This is a genomic window from Flavonifractor hominis (assembly GCF_040095835.1).
Lineage (GTDB): Bacteria > Bacillota > Clostridia > Oscillospirales > Oscillospiraceae > Flavonifractor > Flavonifractor hominis.
In genome coordinates, this window is sequence record NZ_JBBMFT010000002.1 from 231,635 (window position 1) to 248,985 (window position 17,351).

General features: G+C 60.8%; 14 protein-coding genes. 4 read left to right on the forward strand and 10 right to left on the reverse strand.

Annotated elements, in window-relative coordinates:
• Positions 1–41 precede the first annotated feature (41 nt).
• From eno to trmL, 5 genes are all read right to left on the reverse strand, one after another.
• On the reverse strand, positions 42–1,343 hold the full coding sequence (gene eno, locus WMO45_RS05340) for a phosphopyruvate hydratase (RefSeq protein WP_349139535.1): 1,302 nt from the start codon (positions 1,341–1,343) through the stop codon (positions 42–44).
• Between the two features lie 121 nt (positions 1,344–1,464).
• Complete coding sequence (gene gpmI / locus WMO45_RS05345) at positions 1,465–2,985, reverse strand: 2,3-bisphosphoglycerate-independent phosphoglycerate mutase (RefSeq protein WP_349139536.1); 1,521 nt, start codon at positions 2,983–2,985, stop codon at positions 1,465–1,467.
• Between the two features lie 45 nt (positions 2,986–3,030).
• A complete protein-coding gene (gene tpiA / locus WMO45_RS05350; protein ID WP_349139537.1) occupies positions 3,031–3,804 on the reverse strand; it encodes a triose-phosphate isomerase in 774 nt (257 codons plus the stop codon).
• A 127-nt stretch (positions 3,805–3,931) separates the two neighbouring features.
• Positions 3,932–5,203, reverse strand: coding sequence for a phosphoglycerate kinase (locus tag WMO45_RS05355; RefSeq protein ID WP_349139538.1), 1,272 nt, complete (start codon positions 5,201–5,203; stop codon positions 3,932–3,934).
• Entirely contained in the window at positions 5,200–5,691 is a 492-nt protein-coding gene (trmL, locus tag WMO45_RS05360) for a tRNA (uridine(34)/cytosine(34)/5-carboxymethylaminomethyluridine(34)-2'-O)-methyltransferase TrmL (RefSeq protein WP_349139539.1), read from the reverse strand. The genes WMO45_RS05355 and trmL overlap by 4 nt, the downstream gene beginning before the upstream one ends.
• 208 nt (positions 5,692–5,899) lie before the next feature.
• Here trmL and proB point away from each other — a divergent pair, with 208 nt between their 5' ends.
• From proB to WMO45_RS05375, 3 genes are all read left to right on the forward strand, one after another.
• On the forward strand, positions 5,900–6,715 hold the full coding sequence (gene proB, locus WMO45_RS05365; protein WP_349139540.1) for a glutamate 5-kinase: 816 nt from the start codon (positions 5,900–5,902) through the stop codon (positions 6,713–6,715).
• Positions 6,716–6,734: 19 nt separating this feature from the next.
• Positions 6,735–7,982 carry a glutamate-5-semialdehyde dehydrogenase gene (locus WMO45_RS05370; protein WP_349139541.1) on the forward strand — a complete coding sequence of 416 codons (1,248 nt, stop codon included), beginning with the start codon at positions 6,735–6,737 and terminating at the stop codon, positions 7,980–7,982.
• An 89-nt stretch (positions 7,983–8,071) separates the two neighbouring features.
• Positions 8,072–8,407: a hypothetical protein gene (locus WMO45_RS05375; protein ID WP_349139542.1), complete on the forward strand. Its 336-nt coding sequence runs from the start codon at positions 8,072–8,074 to the stop codon at positions 8,405–8,407.
• Between the two features lie 51 nt (positions 8,408–8,458).
• Here the strand turns inward: WMO45_RS05375 and WMO45_RS05380 are convergent, their stop codons facing one another.
• The 5 genes from WMO45_RS05380 to WMO45_RS05400 all read right to left on the reverse strand — a co-directional run bounded on the left by WMO45_RS05380 (position 8,459) and on the right by WMO45_RS05400 (position 14,823).
• Positions 8,459–9,829 (reverse strand): amidohydrolase, encoded by a 1,371-nt coding sequence (locus WMO45_RS05380; protein WP_349139543.1) that lies wholly within the window; start codon positions 9,827–9,829, stop codon positions 8,459–8,461.
• A gap of 13 nt (positions 9,830–9,842) precedes the next feature.
• A complete protein-coding gene (ade, locus tag WMO45_RS05385; protein ID WP_349139544.1) occupies positions 9,843–11,603 on the reverse strand; it encodes an adenine deaminase in 1,761 nt (586 codons plus the stop codon).
• 116 nt (positions 11,604–11,719) lie between these two features.
• On the reverse strand, positions 11,720–12,307 hold the full coding sequence (locus WMO45_RS05390) for a chromate transporter (RefSeq protein WP_349139545.1): 588 nt from the start codon (positions 12,305–12,307) through the stop codon (positions 11,720–11,722).
• Positions 12,304–12,897, reverse strand: coding sequence for a chromate transporter (locus WMO45_RS05395; protein ID WP_349139546.1), 594 nt, complete (start codon positions 12,895–12,897; stop codon positions 12,304–12,306). Before WMO45_RS05395 ends, WMO45_RS05390 begins: the two co-directional genes overlap by 4 nt.
• A gap of 3 nt (positions 12,898–12,900) precedes the next feature.
• Positions 12,901–14,823, reverse strand: coding sequence for an NAD(+) synthase (locus WMO45_RS05400; protein ID WP_349139547.1), 1,923 nt, complete (start codon positions 14,821–14,823; stop codon positions 12,901–12,903).
• 639 nt (positions 14,824–15,462) lie between these two features.
• On the opposite strand from WMO45_RS05400, the gene thrS reads away from it, so the two are divergent.
• Positions 15,463–17,229, forward strand: a complete 1,767-nt coding sequence (gene thrS, locus WMO45_RS05405) for a threonine--tRNA ligase (RefSeq protein WP_349139548.1) — start codon at positions 15,463–15,465, stop codon at positions 17,227–17,229.
• Positions 17,230–17,351: the final 122 nt, after the last annotated feature.

Sequence of the window (17,351 nt, forward strand, 5' to 3'; positions counted from 1 at the left end):
GGGCCGCTGCCAATGGCAGCGGCCCCTTGTAGTTACTTCGATTACTTCAGGTTGAAGAAAGCGTCCATGCCCAGGTACTGAGCCACGTCGCCCAGCTCCTCCTCGATGCGGAGCAGCTGGTTGTACTTGGCCACACGGTCGGTGCGGCTGGGAGCGCCGGTCTTGATCTGGCCAGCGTTCAGGGCCACAGCGATGTCGGCAATGGTGGCGTCCTCGGTCTCGCCGGAGCGGTGAGAGACGATGGCGGTGTAGCCGGCGCGGTTGGCCATCTGGATGGCGTCCAGGGTCTCGGTCAGGGTGCCGATCTGGTTGACCTTGATCAGGATGGCGTTGCCCACCTTCTTCTCGATGCCGGTCTTCAGACGCTCGGTGTTGGTGACGAACAGGTCGTCGCCCACCAGCTGGACACGGTCACCGATGGCCTTGGTCAGCATGCCCCAGCCTTCCCAGTCGGTCTCGGCCATGCCGTCTTCCAGGGAGATGATGGGATAGGTGTCAACAAACTTCTTCCACATGTTGACCAGCTGCTGCTGGGTCATCTTCTTACCGGACTTGGGCTGGATATAGCACTTCTCTTCCTCGTTCCACCACTCGGAAGAAGCGGCGTCGATGGCGATCTTGAAGTCCTCGCCGGGCTTGTAGCCGGCCTCCTCGATGGCCTTGACGATGACCTTCAGAGCATCCTCATCCTTCTTCAGGTTGGGAGCGTAGCCGCCCTCGTCGCCCACGCCGGCGGCGGGAGTGCCGTTCTCCTTCAGGGTCTTCTTCAGGGTGTGGAACACCTCGGCGCACATACGCAGAGCCTCGCGGAAGCAGCAGGCGCCCACGGGCATGATCATGAACTCCTGGATCTCCACGTTGTTGGTGGCGTGAGCGCCGCCGTTGAGGATGTTCATCATGGGCACGGGCAGGATCTTGGCGTTGACGCCGCCAATGTAGTTGTACAGGCTGGTGCCCAGGCTCTCAGCGGCAGCCTTGGCGCAGGCCAGGGAGGCACCCAGGATGGCGTTGGCGCCCAGCTTGGTCTTGTTGGGGGTGCCGTCCAGCTCGATGAGAGCCTTGTCGATGGCGGTCTGGTCCAGCACGTTCATGCCCACCAGGCACTCAGCGATCTCGGTGTTCACGTTCTTCACAGCGGTCAGCACGCCCTTGCCCATGTAACGGCTCTTGTCGCCGTCACGCAGCTCGCAGGCCTCATAGATGCCGGTGGAAGCGCCGGAAGGCACAGCGGCGCGGCCAACGGTGCCGTCCTCCAGGTAGACTTCAACCTCAACGGTGGGGTTGCCACGGCTGTCCAGAATCTCACGGCCCAGCACGTCAACGATCTCAATGATCTGCTTCATAATGGTATGACTCCTTTCGTGGTTGTGGACGCCGAAGGCGCCCAGACACAGGTTTTCTCTGTGGGGGCGGGCATTTTCCCGCCAGTGGTTCTATCGGTACGGCGGAATCCCGCCGAATACCTCAGTTCAGGATCAGCGTCTCCCCGTCCATTTCCGCGGGCTTTTCCAGGCCCATCAGATCCAGCATGGTGGGGGCAATGTCGGCCAGGCGGCCGTCCCGCAGCTTCACATCGGCACCCACGATATACAGGGGCACCTGGTTGGTGGTATGAGCGGTGTAGGGGGTCTTGCCGTCATCATCCAGCATGCGGTCAGCATTGCCGTGATCGGCAGTGATGAGGGTGATACCGCCCATCTTGGACGTGGCCTCCACCACCTTGCCCACACCGGCGTCCACGGCCTCCACGGCCTTCACGGCGGCGTCAAACACACCGGTGTGGCCCACCATGTCGCAGTTGGCAAAGTTCAGAATAATCACGTCATAGTTGCCGCTCTCAATGCGCTTGACGGCCTCCTCAGTGACCTGGGGAGCGCTCATCTCGGGCTGCAGGTCATAGGTGGCCACCTTGGGGGAAGGAATGAGGCAGCGGTCCTCGCCGGGGAACACCCGCTCCTCGCCGCCGTTGAAGAAGAAGGTCACATGGGCATACTTCTCCGTCTCGGCGATGCGCAGCTGGGTATAGCCTTGCTGGGCGATATACTCACCAAAGATATTCTTCAGCTCCCGGTGAGGGAAGGCAACAAGCACATTGGGCATAGTGGCGTCGTACTCGGTGGTGCAGACATACGTCACGGGGAAATAGCCGTGCTTACGCTCCACATCGGTGAAGGCGGGATCCACAAAGCAGCGGGTGATCTCCCGGGCGCGATCGGGGCGGAAGTTGAAGAAGATGATGGAGTCGCCCTCCTTCACCTTGCCGTCCTTGGTGCACACGATGGGCTCCACAAACTCGTCGGTCACACCGGCGTCATAGGACTTCTGCACGCCGGCAACAGGATCGCTCTCCTGATTGCCCTCGCCCAGAGTCATAGCGTTGTAAGCCCGCTGCACACGGTCCCAGCGCTTATCCCGGTCCATGGCGTAATAGCGGCCCATAATGGTGGCCACCTGGCCCACACCCAGCTCTTTGCACTTTTCCACAATCTTTTCCACATAGCTCTTTCCGGAGGCGGGGGGCACGTCACGCCCGTCCAGGAAGCAGTGGACATATACCCGGCTCAGGCCACGCTTTTTGGCCATCTCCAGCAGGGCATAGACATGGGTGATATGGCTGTGCACGCCACCGTCGGACAGCAGGCCCATCAGGTGCAGCGCGCCGTCTCGCTCCTTGCAGTCATCCATGGCCTCAATGTAGGCCTCGTTCTGGAAGAAGCTTCCGTCCTCCACAGCCCGGCTGATGCGGGGCAGGTCCTGGAAGACCACGCGGCCGGCGCCGATGTTGGTGTGTCCCACCTCGGAGTTGCCCATCTGGCCATCGGGCAGGCCCACATCCAACCCGGAAGCCGCCAGCTTGCAGCCCGGGTTCTCGGCAAAAATCCGATCCAAATTGGGTTTATGGGCGGCGGTAATGGCATTGCCTTCTTTTTCGGCCCGCAGGCCAAAGCCGTCCATAATGATCAGGGTAGTCGGTGTTTTACTCATAATAACCTCAAATCTATATTCTCTCTTGCTGTACGCGGTTCCGGTTTACTCCTGGTTGGCCGCGTTCACAATGGCCACAAAGTCGGCAGGCTTCAGACTGGCGCCACCAATGAGGCCGCCGTCCACATCCGGCTGCTCCAGCAGGCTGGCGGCGTTGCCGGCGTTCATGGAACCGCCGTACTGGATGGTGACCGAACGGGCCACACGGGCGCCGTAGAGCTTGCGCACCACAGCACGGATGGCCTCGCACACCTCGCCGGCCTGCTCGGCCGTAGCGGTCTTGCCGGTGCCGATGGCCCAGATGGGCTCATAGGCGATGACCACATGGCGCATTTTGTCGGCGGGAACGCCGGACAGCGCGGCCTTCACCTGGTAGGAGATCAGGTCCATGGTGACCCCAAGCTCCCGCTGCTCCAGGCTCTCGCCTACACAGACGATGGGATACAGTCCTGCTTCCAGCGCAGCATGGACTTTTTTATTGACGGTAAAATCGGTCTCGTTGTAGTACTGCCGCCGCTCGGAGTGACCGATGATAACATATTTAACCCCCAGCTCCTTGAGCATGGCCGGGGAAACCTCTCCGGTATAAGCACCGCTGTTTTCATAGTGGCAGTTCTCTGCGCCAATGGACACGCGGCTTTCCTTAAACAGCCGTACCGCAGCCTGGATATTCACTGCCGGTACGCACAGCACGACCTCACACCACTTGGGTCTGCCCAGCAGCGGCTTGAGCTCTTCCGCAAAGGCCCGGGTCTCGGAAAGGGTCTTGTTCATCTTCCAGTTCCCGGCGATGATAGTTTTCCGGTATCTACGATTCATGGGTGGGATGGCCCCCTTCTATCAAAATCTGGTGACCAGCTGTCCCGGCACCGGACCTCCCCCCGACGAGGGGTCCGGTGCCGGCAAGTCTTTCTTCTCGCTGTCTGATTGGCCGAAGCAGCGCTTCTTACTTGTCCAGCAGGCAGGCCACGCCGGGCAGCTCCTTACCCTCCATAAACTCCAGGGAGGCGCCGCCGCCGGTGGAGATGTGGGTCATCTTATCGGCATAGCCCAGCTGCTGCACAGCAGCCGCGCTGTCGCCGCCGCCGATGATGGTGATGGCGCTGGTCTCGCTGAGGGCCTTGGCTACGGCCTCGGTGCCCTTGGCAAAAGCGGGGAACTCAAACACGCCCATGGGCCCGTTCCAGATGATGGTGCCGGCGTCCTTCACCGCGTCGGCATAGGCGGCGATGGCCTTGGGGCCGATGTCCATGCCCATGCAGTCGGCGGGGATGTTCATGCTGTCCACAGTGATGGGCTCAGCGTCGGCGGAGAACTCCTTGGCGCACACGGTATCCTCAGGCAGCAGGAGCTTGACGCCCTTCTCCTTGGCCTTCTTCATCATGTCGTTGCAGTAGTCCAGCCAGTCCTCCTCCAGCAGGGACTTGCCGACAGAACCGCCCTGAGCCTTCAGGAAGGTGTAGGTCATGCCGCCGCCGATGATGATGGTGTCGGCGATCTCCAGCAGGTTGTTGATGACGCCGATCTTGGAGGAGACCTTGGAGCCACCCAGGATGGCCACCAGGGGACGCTTGGGATTGGCCAGGGCGCCGCCGATGATCTCCAGCTCCTTCTGGATCAGGAAACCGGACACAGCGGGCAGATAATCCGCCACGCCGGCGGTGGAGGCGTGCGCACGGTGGACCGCACCGAAGGCATCGGACACATAGACCTCTGCCATGGAAGCCATGGCCTTGGCCAGCTCGGGGTCATTCTTGGTCTCACCCTTCTCAAAGCGGGTGTTCTCCAGCAGCATGATCTGGCCGGGCTTCAGCGCAGCGGCCTTAGCCTGGGCATCAGCGCCCACCACGTCGTTGGCCATGATGACCTCACGGCCCAGCAGCTCGCTCAGACGGGCAGCCACCGGCTTCAGGGACAGCTTGGCCAGGGACTTCTTCCACTCCTCCTCGGTGATGGAGGCGGGGTCCTTGCCCTTCTCGGCCTGCTTCTTCACATAGGAATCAAAGGTAGCCACGGGCTTGCCCATGTGGGAGCAGGCGATGACGGCGGCATTCTGATCCAGCAGATACTGGATGGTGGGCAGAGCAGCCCGGATACGCTTGTCATCGGTGATAACACCGCTGCCGTCCTTGGCCATAGGCACATTGAAGTCACAGCGCAGCAGGACCTTCTTGCCCGCTACGTCGATGTCTTTCACAGTCTTCTTGTTGTAGTTCATATGCTAGCTCCTTTCATCTCGCCTTCCCCGGTCAGACCGGGGAAATCCAGTTGCCGTAGGGCTTCATATACCAAAACTGCCGCAGAATTGGACAGGTTCAGGCACCGCGCCTCCGAGCGGATGGGAATGCGGATACACCGCTCCCGGTATGCCTGCCGGAATGCCTCGGGCAGGCCCGCCGTCTCTTTGCCAAAGATGAGGTAACATCCATCCCGGAACTGCGCCCGGGTATAAGGCTGAGGCGCTTTTGCGGTGGCCAGCCAGATATCCTGTGCCCCCGTCTTGCGGAAAAAGTCCTCCAGGTTCTCATAGACCCGCAGGTCCACCAGGTGCCAGTAATCCAGTCCCGCTCGCTTGACCGCCTTATCGCTGATGTCAAAGCCCAGAGGCTTGATTAGGTGCAGCCGGGTCCCGGTCACAGCGCACGTACGGGCAATATTCCCCGTATTTTGTGGGATCTCCGGCTCAAACAACACGATATTGAGCATTCTCCCACCTCTTTCCGCTCTCCTTTTGGTCAGCGGAGGCTATTGTACTCCAAAATGCAAAGAATTTCAACCGTAAATCGGCGAAAAAGTATTGAAACCTCGAGTTTTCTTTGTGGAATTGGTCCATTTCCGCACTTTCTTCTTTTCCGCTTTCACCCGGGATGGAAATGTGATATGATACGGTACAGATAAGAGGAGTGTGAATCAAGTGGAAACGTCACGGACCTATCGCCGACTGGTGGTCAAGGTGGGTACCTCTACCCTCACCCGTGAGACCGGCAGTCTGAATCTACAAAACATGGAGCACCTGGCCCGGGTGCTCTCCGACCTGGAGGGGATGGGCTATCAGGTGGTGCTGGTTTCCTCCGGCGCCATTGGCATCGGCACCCGGAAACTGCGCCTGGACGCCCGGCCTACGGAGCTGCGTATGAAGCAGGCCACCGCCGCCGTGGGCCAGTGCATGATGATGCATATTTATGACAAGCTCTTCGCCGAGTATAACCGCACGGTGGCCCAGATCCTGCTCACCGGTGAAGATGTGGATGCACCCATCCGCTCCCAGCACCTGCGCAACACGTTTGAGGCTCTGCTGGAATTGGGGGTTATCCCGGTAGTCAACGAGAACGACTCGGTCTCCTCGGCCGAGATCGAGACCGGCCAGTGCAAGGTGCTGGGAGACAACGATACCCTGTCGGCCATCGTGGCCCGGCTGTGCGGGGCCGACCTGCTGGTGCTCTTCAGCGACATCGACGGCCTGTATGACGCCGACCCCCGTACCCATCCGGAGGCCAAGCTCATCCACCGGGTGGAGGCCCTTACCCCCGAACTGCGGGCCATGGCCGGCGGCGCGGGTACCTGGCGTGGAACCGGCGGCATGGCCACCAAGCTCAACGCCGCAGCCATTGCCATGGAGGCCGGAGTGGAGATGGTCATCGCCAACGGCGCCCGGATGGAGGCCTTGTACGACATCGTGGAGGGCAAGGACGTGGGGACCCGTTTTTCAGCCCCCAAGACACACGCTTAACAGACAGGAGGGATTCCTTTTGACCATTCTGGAAACACAGGGCCTGGCGGCCAAGCATGCCGCCCGGGTCCTGGCTGTGGCGGGCACGGCCCGAAAAAATGACGCTCTGGAGGCCATCGCCCGCGCCATCGAGCAGCGGCAGGCGGAGATCCTGGGCGCCAATGCCGCCGACCTGGAGGCCGCCCGGGCCGCCGGGCTGCGTCCGGCCCTGCTGGACCGGCTGACCCTGGATGCTCGGCGCATCGCCGGCATTGTGGAAGGGGTCCGCCAAGTGGCCGCCTTGCCCGATCCCATCGGGGAAGTAACCAAGATGACCACCCGTCCCAATGGGCTCATCATTGGCAAGCGCCGGGTCCCTCTTGGGGTCATCGGCATCATTTACGAGGCCCGGCCCAATGTGACGGTGGATGCCGCCGTTCTCTGCCTGAAGTCGGGCAACGCCGTTATCCTGCGGGGCGGCAAGGAGGCCTTCCGGTCCAACCAGGCCCTCGTGGCCATCATGCGCGATGCGCTGGAGCAGGCGGGGCTGCCCCAAAACTGCGTATCCCTGGTAGAGGACACCAGCCGTGAGAGTGCCAACGAGCTGATGGGGCTGACGGAGTATCTGGATGTACTCATTCCCCGTGGGGGTGCAGGGCTCATCCGCAGTGTGGTGGAGCACGCCAAGGTGCCGGTGATCCAGACCGGTGTTGGCGTATGCCATGTGTACGTCCACGAAAAGGCGGATCTGGATATGGCCGCCCGCATTCTCCACAACGCCAAGACTTCCCGCCCCTCCGTGTGCAACGCCGCTGAGTGCGTGCTGGTGGACCGGGCGGTAGCCGGCGACTTTCTTCCCATGGCCTGGGAACTGCTGCGCACCAAGGATGTGCAGCTGCGGGGCTGCCCTGAGACCCGGGCCATTCTGGGCGACTGGGTCCGGCCGGCGGAGGAGGCCGACTGGGACACGGAATTTGGCGACTACATCCTTGCGGTCAAGGTGGTAGGCGGCTTCGACGAAGCGGTGGATTTTATCGCCGCCCATGGTACCGGCCATTCCGAGGCCATTGTTACCGGCGATTACTTCGCCGCTCAGCGTTTTCTGGACGAGGTGGACGCCGCGGCGGTGTACGTCAACGCCTCCACCCGCTTTACCGACGGTTTTGAGTTCGGACTGGGCGCGGAGATCGGCATCTCCACTCAGAAGATGCACGCCCGCGGCCCCATGGGTCTGGAGGAGCTGACCAGCTCCAAATTTGTGATCTACGGTAACGGTCAGATCCGCTGAGCATAGGATAGAGCGCCCCCTGAGCAGGCTCATTTACATACGGCAGGCCCATTTGGCCCGCCGTATGAATCTGTATGGGGGTGGCGCCGATGTTGGAACGCCGGGTGGAATTGGAAGGCGGTCTGCTCAGCTGTGATCTGGGGGTGCTGTCACCGGATGGCGGGCAGGTACTGGAGTGTACCCTGCGCCTGACGGCTGTAGCGCCCGAACGCCGGGTGGCGGTGGAGGTGGAAGCTCTGGAACGGGGTGCCGTGTGTGCCGCACGGATCTTTACCGTCCCTGCTCATCATGAGGCCGGACCCAGGGACATCGTCCTGACCGGTATCCGCCTGTTCTTTCCCGGGGGCGATGGCCCCCGTTCTCTGACTCTGCGTGCTGACGCCCACTACGTTGACCGCAATGAGCGCTGCGCGCTGAAGCGTTGAAAAAGGCCCGGATCCCAATTGGGATCCGGGCCTTTGCCTGTTTGGTATGCTTCAGGACTCCACCTTGACCACAGGGAAACGGTCGGGCAGCTTGATGCCCGCCCGGTCGTAGATGGCGGCGCCACGCTCGCAGGCCTCCTTCAGGATGGCCTCCTCGTCCAGCACCAGGATCTTCCGGTCCCGCATGAGCCACTTGCCGTCACACATGGTGGACTGGACATTGGCGGAGTGCATGGCGGTGACCAGAGCGGCGATCTTGTCGTTCACCGGCATCATGGAGGGGCCATGGGGGTCGATGACGATAAGGTCAGCCTTCTTGCCGGCCTCCAGGGAGCCGTACAGGTTCTCGTCCATCAGAGCACGGGCGCCCCACTTGGTGGCCATCCGCAGGATGTCCTGAGCGGGCACCACGGTGGGATCCAGCCGCCAGCCCTTGTGGATCAGGGAGGTGAGCCACATCTCATCCACCATGTCCATGTGGTTGGAGGAGGAAGCGCCGTCGGTACCGATGGACACGCAGATACCCATGTTCAGCATCTTGGGGATGCGGGCAAAGCCCAGCACCCGCATGGCGGAGGCGGGGTTGTGGGACACCTTCACGTCCCGCTTCTTGAAGAGCTCCAGCTCCTCGTCGTTGAGCCACACCGTGTGGACGGCCAGCAGATTCTTGTCCAGCACACCCAGGTTCTCCAGGTGCTTGACGGTACCCTCGCCCCAGCGGGCGTAGGTGTACTCCTTCTCCTCCTTGGCCTCGGCCACGTGCATGTGAATGCCCACGCCGTACTTGTCGGCCAGCTCCTTGGTGCGCACGCACAGCTCATCGGTGTTGTTGAAGATGGTGCGCAGGCCGAACCATACCTGGACGCGGCCGTCGGCGGTGTTGTGATACTTCTCCAGGTCCAGAACCTGCTGCTCCAGCTCCTGCTCCATGGTGCGCTGCCAGATCTTGGGCAGACCATCGCCGCAGTCCATGACGGACTTGGCCAGCTTGCCCCGCAGGCCGGACTCCTTGGTGGCCCGGGCCATGCCGGAGACGAACTGCCCGCCGGGCTCGGCAAAGGAGGTGACGCCGGAGCGGATCAGCTCCAGGGAGGTCATCAGGGTGGAGACGTAGGAGTCCTCCTCGGTCATGTTGCTCTCATAGGGCCACATCCGGTCGTGGAGCCAGGTGATGAAGTCCACGTCGTCGCCTACGCCGCGGCTGATCTGCTGGGAGGTATGGACGTGGGTGTTGACAAAGCCGGGCAGGACGTACTTGCCGCCCAGCTCGATGACCTCCGCATCGGGCTTCACCAGAGCAGGGTCCACCTTGCCTACGGCGATGATCTTGTCGTCCTCCACCAGCACGCCGCCGCCGTCATAGACGGTGTCATTGGCGTCCATGGAGAGGACATAGCCATTCTTCAGATAAGTCTGTGCCATTGCCGCTGCCTCCTTATTCCACCGAAATGACGGGGTCGATGATCTGGAACTTGCTCACGTCAAACAGACCCTGGTCGGAGATCGCCAGCGCGGGGATGAAGATCAGGGTGATGAAGGACAGGGTCACGTTGGGAGAGGGCACGGTGCAGCCCCGCTGCGCCATGGCGGCGATGACCGCCCGCAGCTTCTCGGCAATGACCTCGCCCTCCTCGTCAGCCAGCAGGCCGCAGATGGGCAGTGCGATCTCCTCGATCACCTTGCCGCCGTCTACGAACACCAGGCCGCCCTGGAGCTCCTGAATGCGGTTGACGGCCAGAGCCATGTCGTCGGGGTTGGAGCCCACCACGCTGACGTTGTGGTGGTCGTGGCCTACGGAGATGGCGATGGCGCCGGACTTCAGGCCGAAATTCTTGATAAAGGCCCGGCCGATGGAGCCGTTCTTGCCGTAGCGCTCCACGCAGGCGATGCGCAGGACGTCGTTTTCCACATCAGGCTGCACCACACCGTCCACCACCGGCAGGGTAACGGTGAGATCGTCGGTGAGCAGGGACACAGGGGATGCGCCGATGACATGGACGGTGGCCTTGGAGGCCTTGGGATCCACCTTCAGTACCAGATCATCTCCGGTAACGTGTTTCATATGTACAGTACCCAGCAGCTTGTCACTGTAGGCAGGGGCCTTCAGCTCACGGGTGAGGGCGCCGTTGTCCACGATGAGTTCGCCCTTGGACACCACCTGCTCCACCTTGCACTGCTCCAGGGAGGACAGCAGCACGATGTCGGCATACTTGCCGGGCACAATGGAGCCACACTCGTTGTCGATGCGGAAGCTCTCAGCAGGGTTAAGGGTGACCATCTGGATGGCAGTCACCGGGTCCACTCCCTCCTCCACGGCAATGCGCACCTTGTGGTCCAGGTGGCCGCAGTCCTTGATGTGGAGGGCGTCGATATCGTCGGACACCATGCAGCAGTGGCGGGCGTCCACGTGGTTCTCGGTGAGCACCTTCAGGCAGGCACGCAGGTCGGTGGAGGCGGAGCCCTCCCGCATCAGCACATGCAGACCGGCACGCAGCTTCTGGAGGGCCTCCTCCTTATTGGTGGACTCGTGGTCGGAGTTGATGCCGGTGGAGGCATAGGCATTCAGGTTGGCGTCATAAGTGGCCGGTGCGTGGCCCTCGGCGGTCTTGTGGTACTTCTCCGCCAGCTCCAGCATGTGGGCAGAGGCGGGGCTGCCGCCCAGGATGGGGGGCACCAGCACCTCGGCCAGGCCCACGGCCTGGGGCAGCTGGATGAGCTCGTCCATCATGGAGGCGTGGAGGGTGGAACCGGTGGTCTGAAGCCCGTTTTCCTCCATAAAGGCAGGGACGGGATAGTAGAGCTTCACAGGGGTACCGGCGGACTCGGCCAGCACTTCCTTCATGCCCTCTACGCCGGAGACAATGGTGACCTCCATGAGGTCGCTGGCCACGGCAGTGGTACCGTGCTTGACCACCATCTTGGCAAACTCGGTGTAGGTGAGCATGCTGCTCTCAATGTGGATGTGAGCGTCGATAAAGCCGGGGGCCAGATACTTGCCGGCGGCGTCAATGATCTTGGTGTTCGGGCCGCAGCACCCCTCGGGCAGGCTGCCCACGGCGGCAATGCGCTCCCCTGCAACCGCCACGTCGGTCTCATAGATCTCGGCCGTGTGTACGTTGATCAGCTTGCCGCCCCGGATGATGAGGTCGGCCGGCTCCTGTCCCAGAGCCACCGCGATCAAGTGTTTATCCATCATTCGTTCCACGTCTCCTTCTGTCTCATATGGGGCGGCTCCCCGTGGAAGCCGCGCTTTTTTTTAGTATAACATACATTGTCTCCGCAAAAAAGGGGTTGGCCGGAAATGCCGCCCTTTCACAGTTGGAACACGATCCCGACCAGAGCCGAAACGGCGATAAAAACTACCGGGTGGAGCTTTTTCAGCCCCGGCAGGCGGAGCCCCACAAATACAGCCGCCGCCAGAGCGATGGCTGGCCAGTAAAAGAGTTCCGTTCGGGTCACAAATTCCCCCGGGGCGGTCTCCACCCCCGTTTCGTGAAACATCAGGGCAATCACGCACACTTCCGCCAGTGCCGCGGCGATAAGGCCGGTGGAGGCGGGACGGATGCCATAGAACACCGCCTCGACGCTACGGCTCTCCCGAAACTTCTTCAAAAACCCGGCGATGATGGCGATGATGATAATGGCCGGACATACCAGTCCAAGCGTAGCCACCACGGCCCCCGGCACGCCGCCGGTGTGGAATCCCACATAGGTGGCCATATTTACCCCCATGGGACCTGGAGTGGCCTCGGACACAGCGATCATATTGGCCAGCTCTCCGGCGCTGAACCAGCCGGTCCTGCCTCCCATATCCGACAGGAAGGGAATGGTGGCCAGGCCTCCGCCGATGGAGAACAGCCCTACTTTGAAAAACTCATAAAAAAGTCGGAGATAGATCATGCCTTCGGCCCTCCTTTGGCAGCCCGGGCCCACAGCCCGGTCACACCTGCCGCCACCACAAGCACGATGGGAGAGCAGATAAAGTCCAGCACCGCCCCCAGCGCGTTTTCTGGAAAGTGCGCAAAATTACCCGCCAGAGCCAGGGCAAGCACCACCAGGAAAATCACCAGGGTCAGTCCATCCACAATGGTGGTCCGCCGCAGTTTGAGCACGCTGCTCAAGATCAGCGCACATACACAGGCCCGCACACCGTTGAAGGCATGGACCACGGCGGGGATATCGGCAAAATTCTGCAAAAAGGCGGCAATGACCAGGATGATGACCAGCGAGGGGAACACTACGCCCAGTGTAGCCACAATGCCGCCGGGCACACCTTTCTGCTTCTGCCCCACGAAGGTGGCCGTGTTGACAGCGATGACGCCGGGCGTACACTGGCCGATGGCAAAATAGTCGGCCAGTTCCTCTTCACTGGCCCAATTCTTTTTCTCCACGATCTCCCGCTGGAGAATGGGCAGCATGGCATAACCGCCGCCGAAGGTACACCCGCCAATGCGGGCAAAGGTCAAAAACAGGTCCGCATAACGGTTCATGGATTACTTCAGGTCCTCCAGTTCCTCCAGCCACAGCTGGGCCACTGCATCGGAGGGCATGCGCCAGTCGCCCCGGGGAGACAGGGCTACCGAGCCCACCTTGGGCCCATCCGCCAGACAGGAGCGCTTGAACTGCTGGGAGAAGAACCGGCGGTAAAAGTTTTTCAGCCACTTGAGGAGGGTCGCGCGGTCATAAGCCCGGCCGAAGGCCTGCTCTGCCAGCCGGAGTACCTTCCGGGGCGGGAATCCCCAGCGGACAGCATAGTAGAGATAAAAATCATGCAGCTCATAGGGGCCCACCAAATCTTCGGTCTTCTGGGCGATCTTGCCCTCAATGGCGGGGAGCAACTCGGGCGAGACCGGAGTGTCCAGAATATCAGCCAGCACACCGGAGAGCTGGGGGTCCTCCGCCTCCTTATCGTCGGAGATGAAGCTCACCAGATGACGCACCAGGGTCTTGGGAATACCGGCGTTGACGGCGTAGTTGCTCATGTGGTCCCCGTTGTAGGTGCACCAGCCCAAAGCCAGCTCAGAGAGGTCGCCGGTGCCTATGACCAGCCCGCCGGTCTGGTTGGCAATGTCCATAAGCACCTGGGTCCGCTCACGGGCCTGGCCGTTTTCAAAGGTCACATCATGATCCTCCATGGACTGGCCGATGTCCTCAAAGTGGACCTTCACCGCCCGGCCGATGTCGATGGTCTTGAGGGTGCAGCCCAGCCGCTCGGCCAGCAGCACCGCATTGGACTTGGTGCGGTCGGTGGTGCCGAAACAGGGCATGGTGACAGCAATGATATCGCTGGCAGGCCGGTCCAGCATCTCCATGGACACCGCCGTGATGAGCACGGCCAGGGTGGAGTCCAGACCGCCGGACAGGCCCACCACCGCCGTCTTGGCTCCGGTGTGCTCCAACCGCTTTTTGAGGCCCAGAGCCGCCATGTACAGGATCTCATTGCAGCGCTCGGCTCTATCGCTCTCATTCTGGGGTACAAAGGGCGTGGGAGATACCGGCCGGGTCAAGCGGGTATCAGACAAATCCAGTTCAAAGCAGATCCGCCAGCTCTCCCGGTTCCGGTCGGCCTGATAGGTGTTCATCCGCTGGCGTTCGTAGGCCAGCCGCTTGACGTCGATCTCACTGATGGTAAGACCGGAGGCAAACCGCCGCTCAGCCAGAATGGTGCCATTCTCAGCGATAATATTATGGCCGCCAAACACCAGATCGGTGGTGGACTCCCCCTCGCCGGCGTCCGCATATACATAACCGCACACCAGACGTCCGGACTGACCGGACACCAGCGACCGGCGATAGGCCGCCTTCCCCACCAGCTCATTGGAGGCAGACAGATTTAACAAAACGGTAGCTCCCGCTCGGGCCAGGGCAGCAGAGGGCGGCTCAGGGGCCCACAGGTCCTCGCACAGCTCCACCCCGATCACCAGTTCGGGCAAATCGTCACAGGCAAAAAGGAGGCTGCGGCAAAGAGAAACTTCCTCCCCGCACAGTTCAATCATTACATCCACTCCGGCCCCGGAGGCAAACCATCTTTGCTCATAGAACTCCCCGTAATTGGGCAGATAAGTCTTGGGCACCAGCCCCAAAATATGACCATTTTGTATTACAGCTGCGCAATTATACAGTTTGTTGTCGTATTTGTTCCATACAGGCAAACCAATGGCAGCAATCATATCCAGGTTCTTGGTGGCCTCCAGAATGGTGGCAAGCCCGTCTTCCGCCCCTCTCCTCAAAGTGGGCTGCAAAAACAGGTCCCCGCAGGTATAGCCAGTGAGGCAGAGTTCAGGCAGACAAAGCACTTTGACTCCCTGCTTATCCGCCTCCCGCATAAGGGTAAAGATCTGCTCGGCATTGTAACGGCAGTCGGCTACCCGGATCTTCGGGGTACCGGCGGCTACTTTGATAAAACCGTCGCGCATGATAAGCGCCTCCTTTTCCCGTCTGTTCAGAATACCGTTATGATACCCCAATTCCCCTTTAATTGCAATGTGAGAAGTACCGAAAAGCCCCGGCCTTCCGGCCGGGGCTTTTCGGGTGTGTGTGTTGTTGTGTGTTTTTGCAAAGGTGTTAGAGAGGGATAAGAGAGGAATTGGTTGGGAGGATGGTCTTGTGTTCGATTCATCTCTGAATCTGGTTTTATAGTACCCGTTAAATAAGACAAAATCATGACCGAATTATGAATAGTATGTGAATTCTAACGTTTTCCCCCTCTGCACCGGAAAATACTCCTCCCGCTTGACACCGAGGCCGGTTGGTGATATAGTGTCTGCGTCAAAGAGGCAATGACGGGGACACCGCGCCGCACCACCTGTCAGAGAAGGAGCGCCATAGGCTGAAAGCGCTTCCCAGGTATGGTCAGCGTTCAACCACCCCCGAGCCGCCCATGAACGGCATATGCCAAGTAAATGAGCCGGGACCGCCCGTTACAGCGGCAATCAAGCGGCGGCCCGTCGGGCCGCAAGCAGGGTGGAACCGTGGAGCTGTACGCTTCACCCCTGGATCGTCAGGGGTGAAGCGTTTTTTTACACCCCTAAAGACTATGTTAGGAGGTATTTCTTATGTCCGAAGAAGTCAAGAATGAATTTTCCTTTGAAAATCCCGAGTACCGCAAGACGTACTGGCATACCTGCTCCCATGTGATGGCCCAGGCCGTCAAGCGTCTGTGGCCTGAGGTAAAGCTGGCCATCGGCCCCTCCATCGATGAGGGTTTCTACTATGATATGGACGCCCCCTTCGCCTTCACCCCCGAGCATCTGGAGCAGATCGAGGCCGAAATGCGCAAGATCTGCAAGGAGAAGCTGAAGCTGGAGCGCTTTGAGCTGCCCCGGGAAGAGGCTCTGAAGTTCATGGAGGAGAAGGGCGAGCCCTTCAAGGTGGAGCTGATCCAGGACCTGCCTGAGGACGCCCACATCTCCTTCTATAAGCAGGGTGAGTTTACCGACCTGTGCGCCGGCCCCCACCTGGACTCCACCGGCCGCATCAAGGGCAACGCCATCAAGCTGACCGCCTGCAACGCCGCCTACTGGCGGGGTGATTCCAACCGCGAGACCCTGCAGCGCATCTATGGCATCGCCTTCCCCAAAAAGGATGAGCTGGATGCCTATCTGCAGCGCATCGAGGAGGCCAAGAAGCGGGACCACCGCAAGCTGGGCAAAGAGCTGGGCCTCTTCATGCTGCGGGACGAAGGCCCCGGCTTCCCCTTCTTCCTGCCCAAGGGCATGGTGCTGCGCAACACCCTGATTGACTACTGGCGTCAGGTCCACAAGCGCTACGGCTACGTGGAGATCTCCACCCCCATCATGCTCAACCGCCAGCTGTGGGAGCGCTCCGGCCACTGGGATCACTACAAGAACAACATGTACACCACCGTCATCGACGACACCGACTTTGCCATCAAGCCCATGAACTGCCCCGGCGGCATGCTGGTCTACTCCAGCGAGCCCCACTCCTACCGGGATCTGCCCCTGCGGGTAGGTGAGCTGGGCCTGGTCCACCGGCATGAGCTCTCCGGTGCCCTCCACGGCCTGTTCCGGGTCCGCTGCTTTACCCAGGACGATGCCCACATCTTCATGACCCAGGCGCAGCTGAAGGACGAGATCAAGAATGTGGTCAAGCTGTTTGACGAGGTCTACTCGGTCTTCGGTCTGCCCTACCAGATTGAGCTGTCCACCATGCCCGAGGACCACATCGGCACCGTGGAGCAGTGGGAGCACAACCAGGACATCCTGAAAGAGGCCATCACCGAGATGGGCAAAGAGTTTGTGATCAACGAGGGCGACGGCGCCTTCTATGGTCCCAAGCTGGACTTCCACCTGGCCGACTCCCTGGGCCGTACCTGGCAGTGCGGTACCGTCCAGCTGGACTCCCAGCTGCCTGAGCGGTTTGAGCTGGAGTACACCGGCGAGGACGGCCAGAAGCACCGGCCCGTCATGCTCCACCGGGTGGTTCTGGGCTCCATCGAGCGCTTCATCGGCGTCATCACCGAGCACTTTGCCGGTGCCTTCCCCACCTGGCTGGCTCCCGTGCAGGTAAAGGTACTGCCCATTACCGACCGTGCCGCCGACTATGCCAATCAGGTTGCCGCCAAGCTGGACGCGCTGGGTTACCGCGTAGAGACCGACCACCGCAACGAGAAGATCGGCAAGAAGATCCGGGACACTCAGCTGGAGAAGGTCCCCTATATGCTGGTTGTGGGTGACAAGGAGGCCGAGAGCGGCGACGTGGCCGTGCGCAACCGCCACGGCGAGCAGACCGTCATGAGCTTTGACGCCTTTGTTGCCAAGCTGAAGGAAGAAGTGGACTCCAAGGCTCTGGAGCAGAACTGATCCTATCCAAGAGGCCCCCGGCAAATGCCGGGGGCCTCTTTTTCCACCCGGATGCACCAAATATTTCCGTGCATCCAGGTGTATTTTTATGCATATATTACCCCCTTTCTCCCTTGACTTTT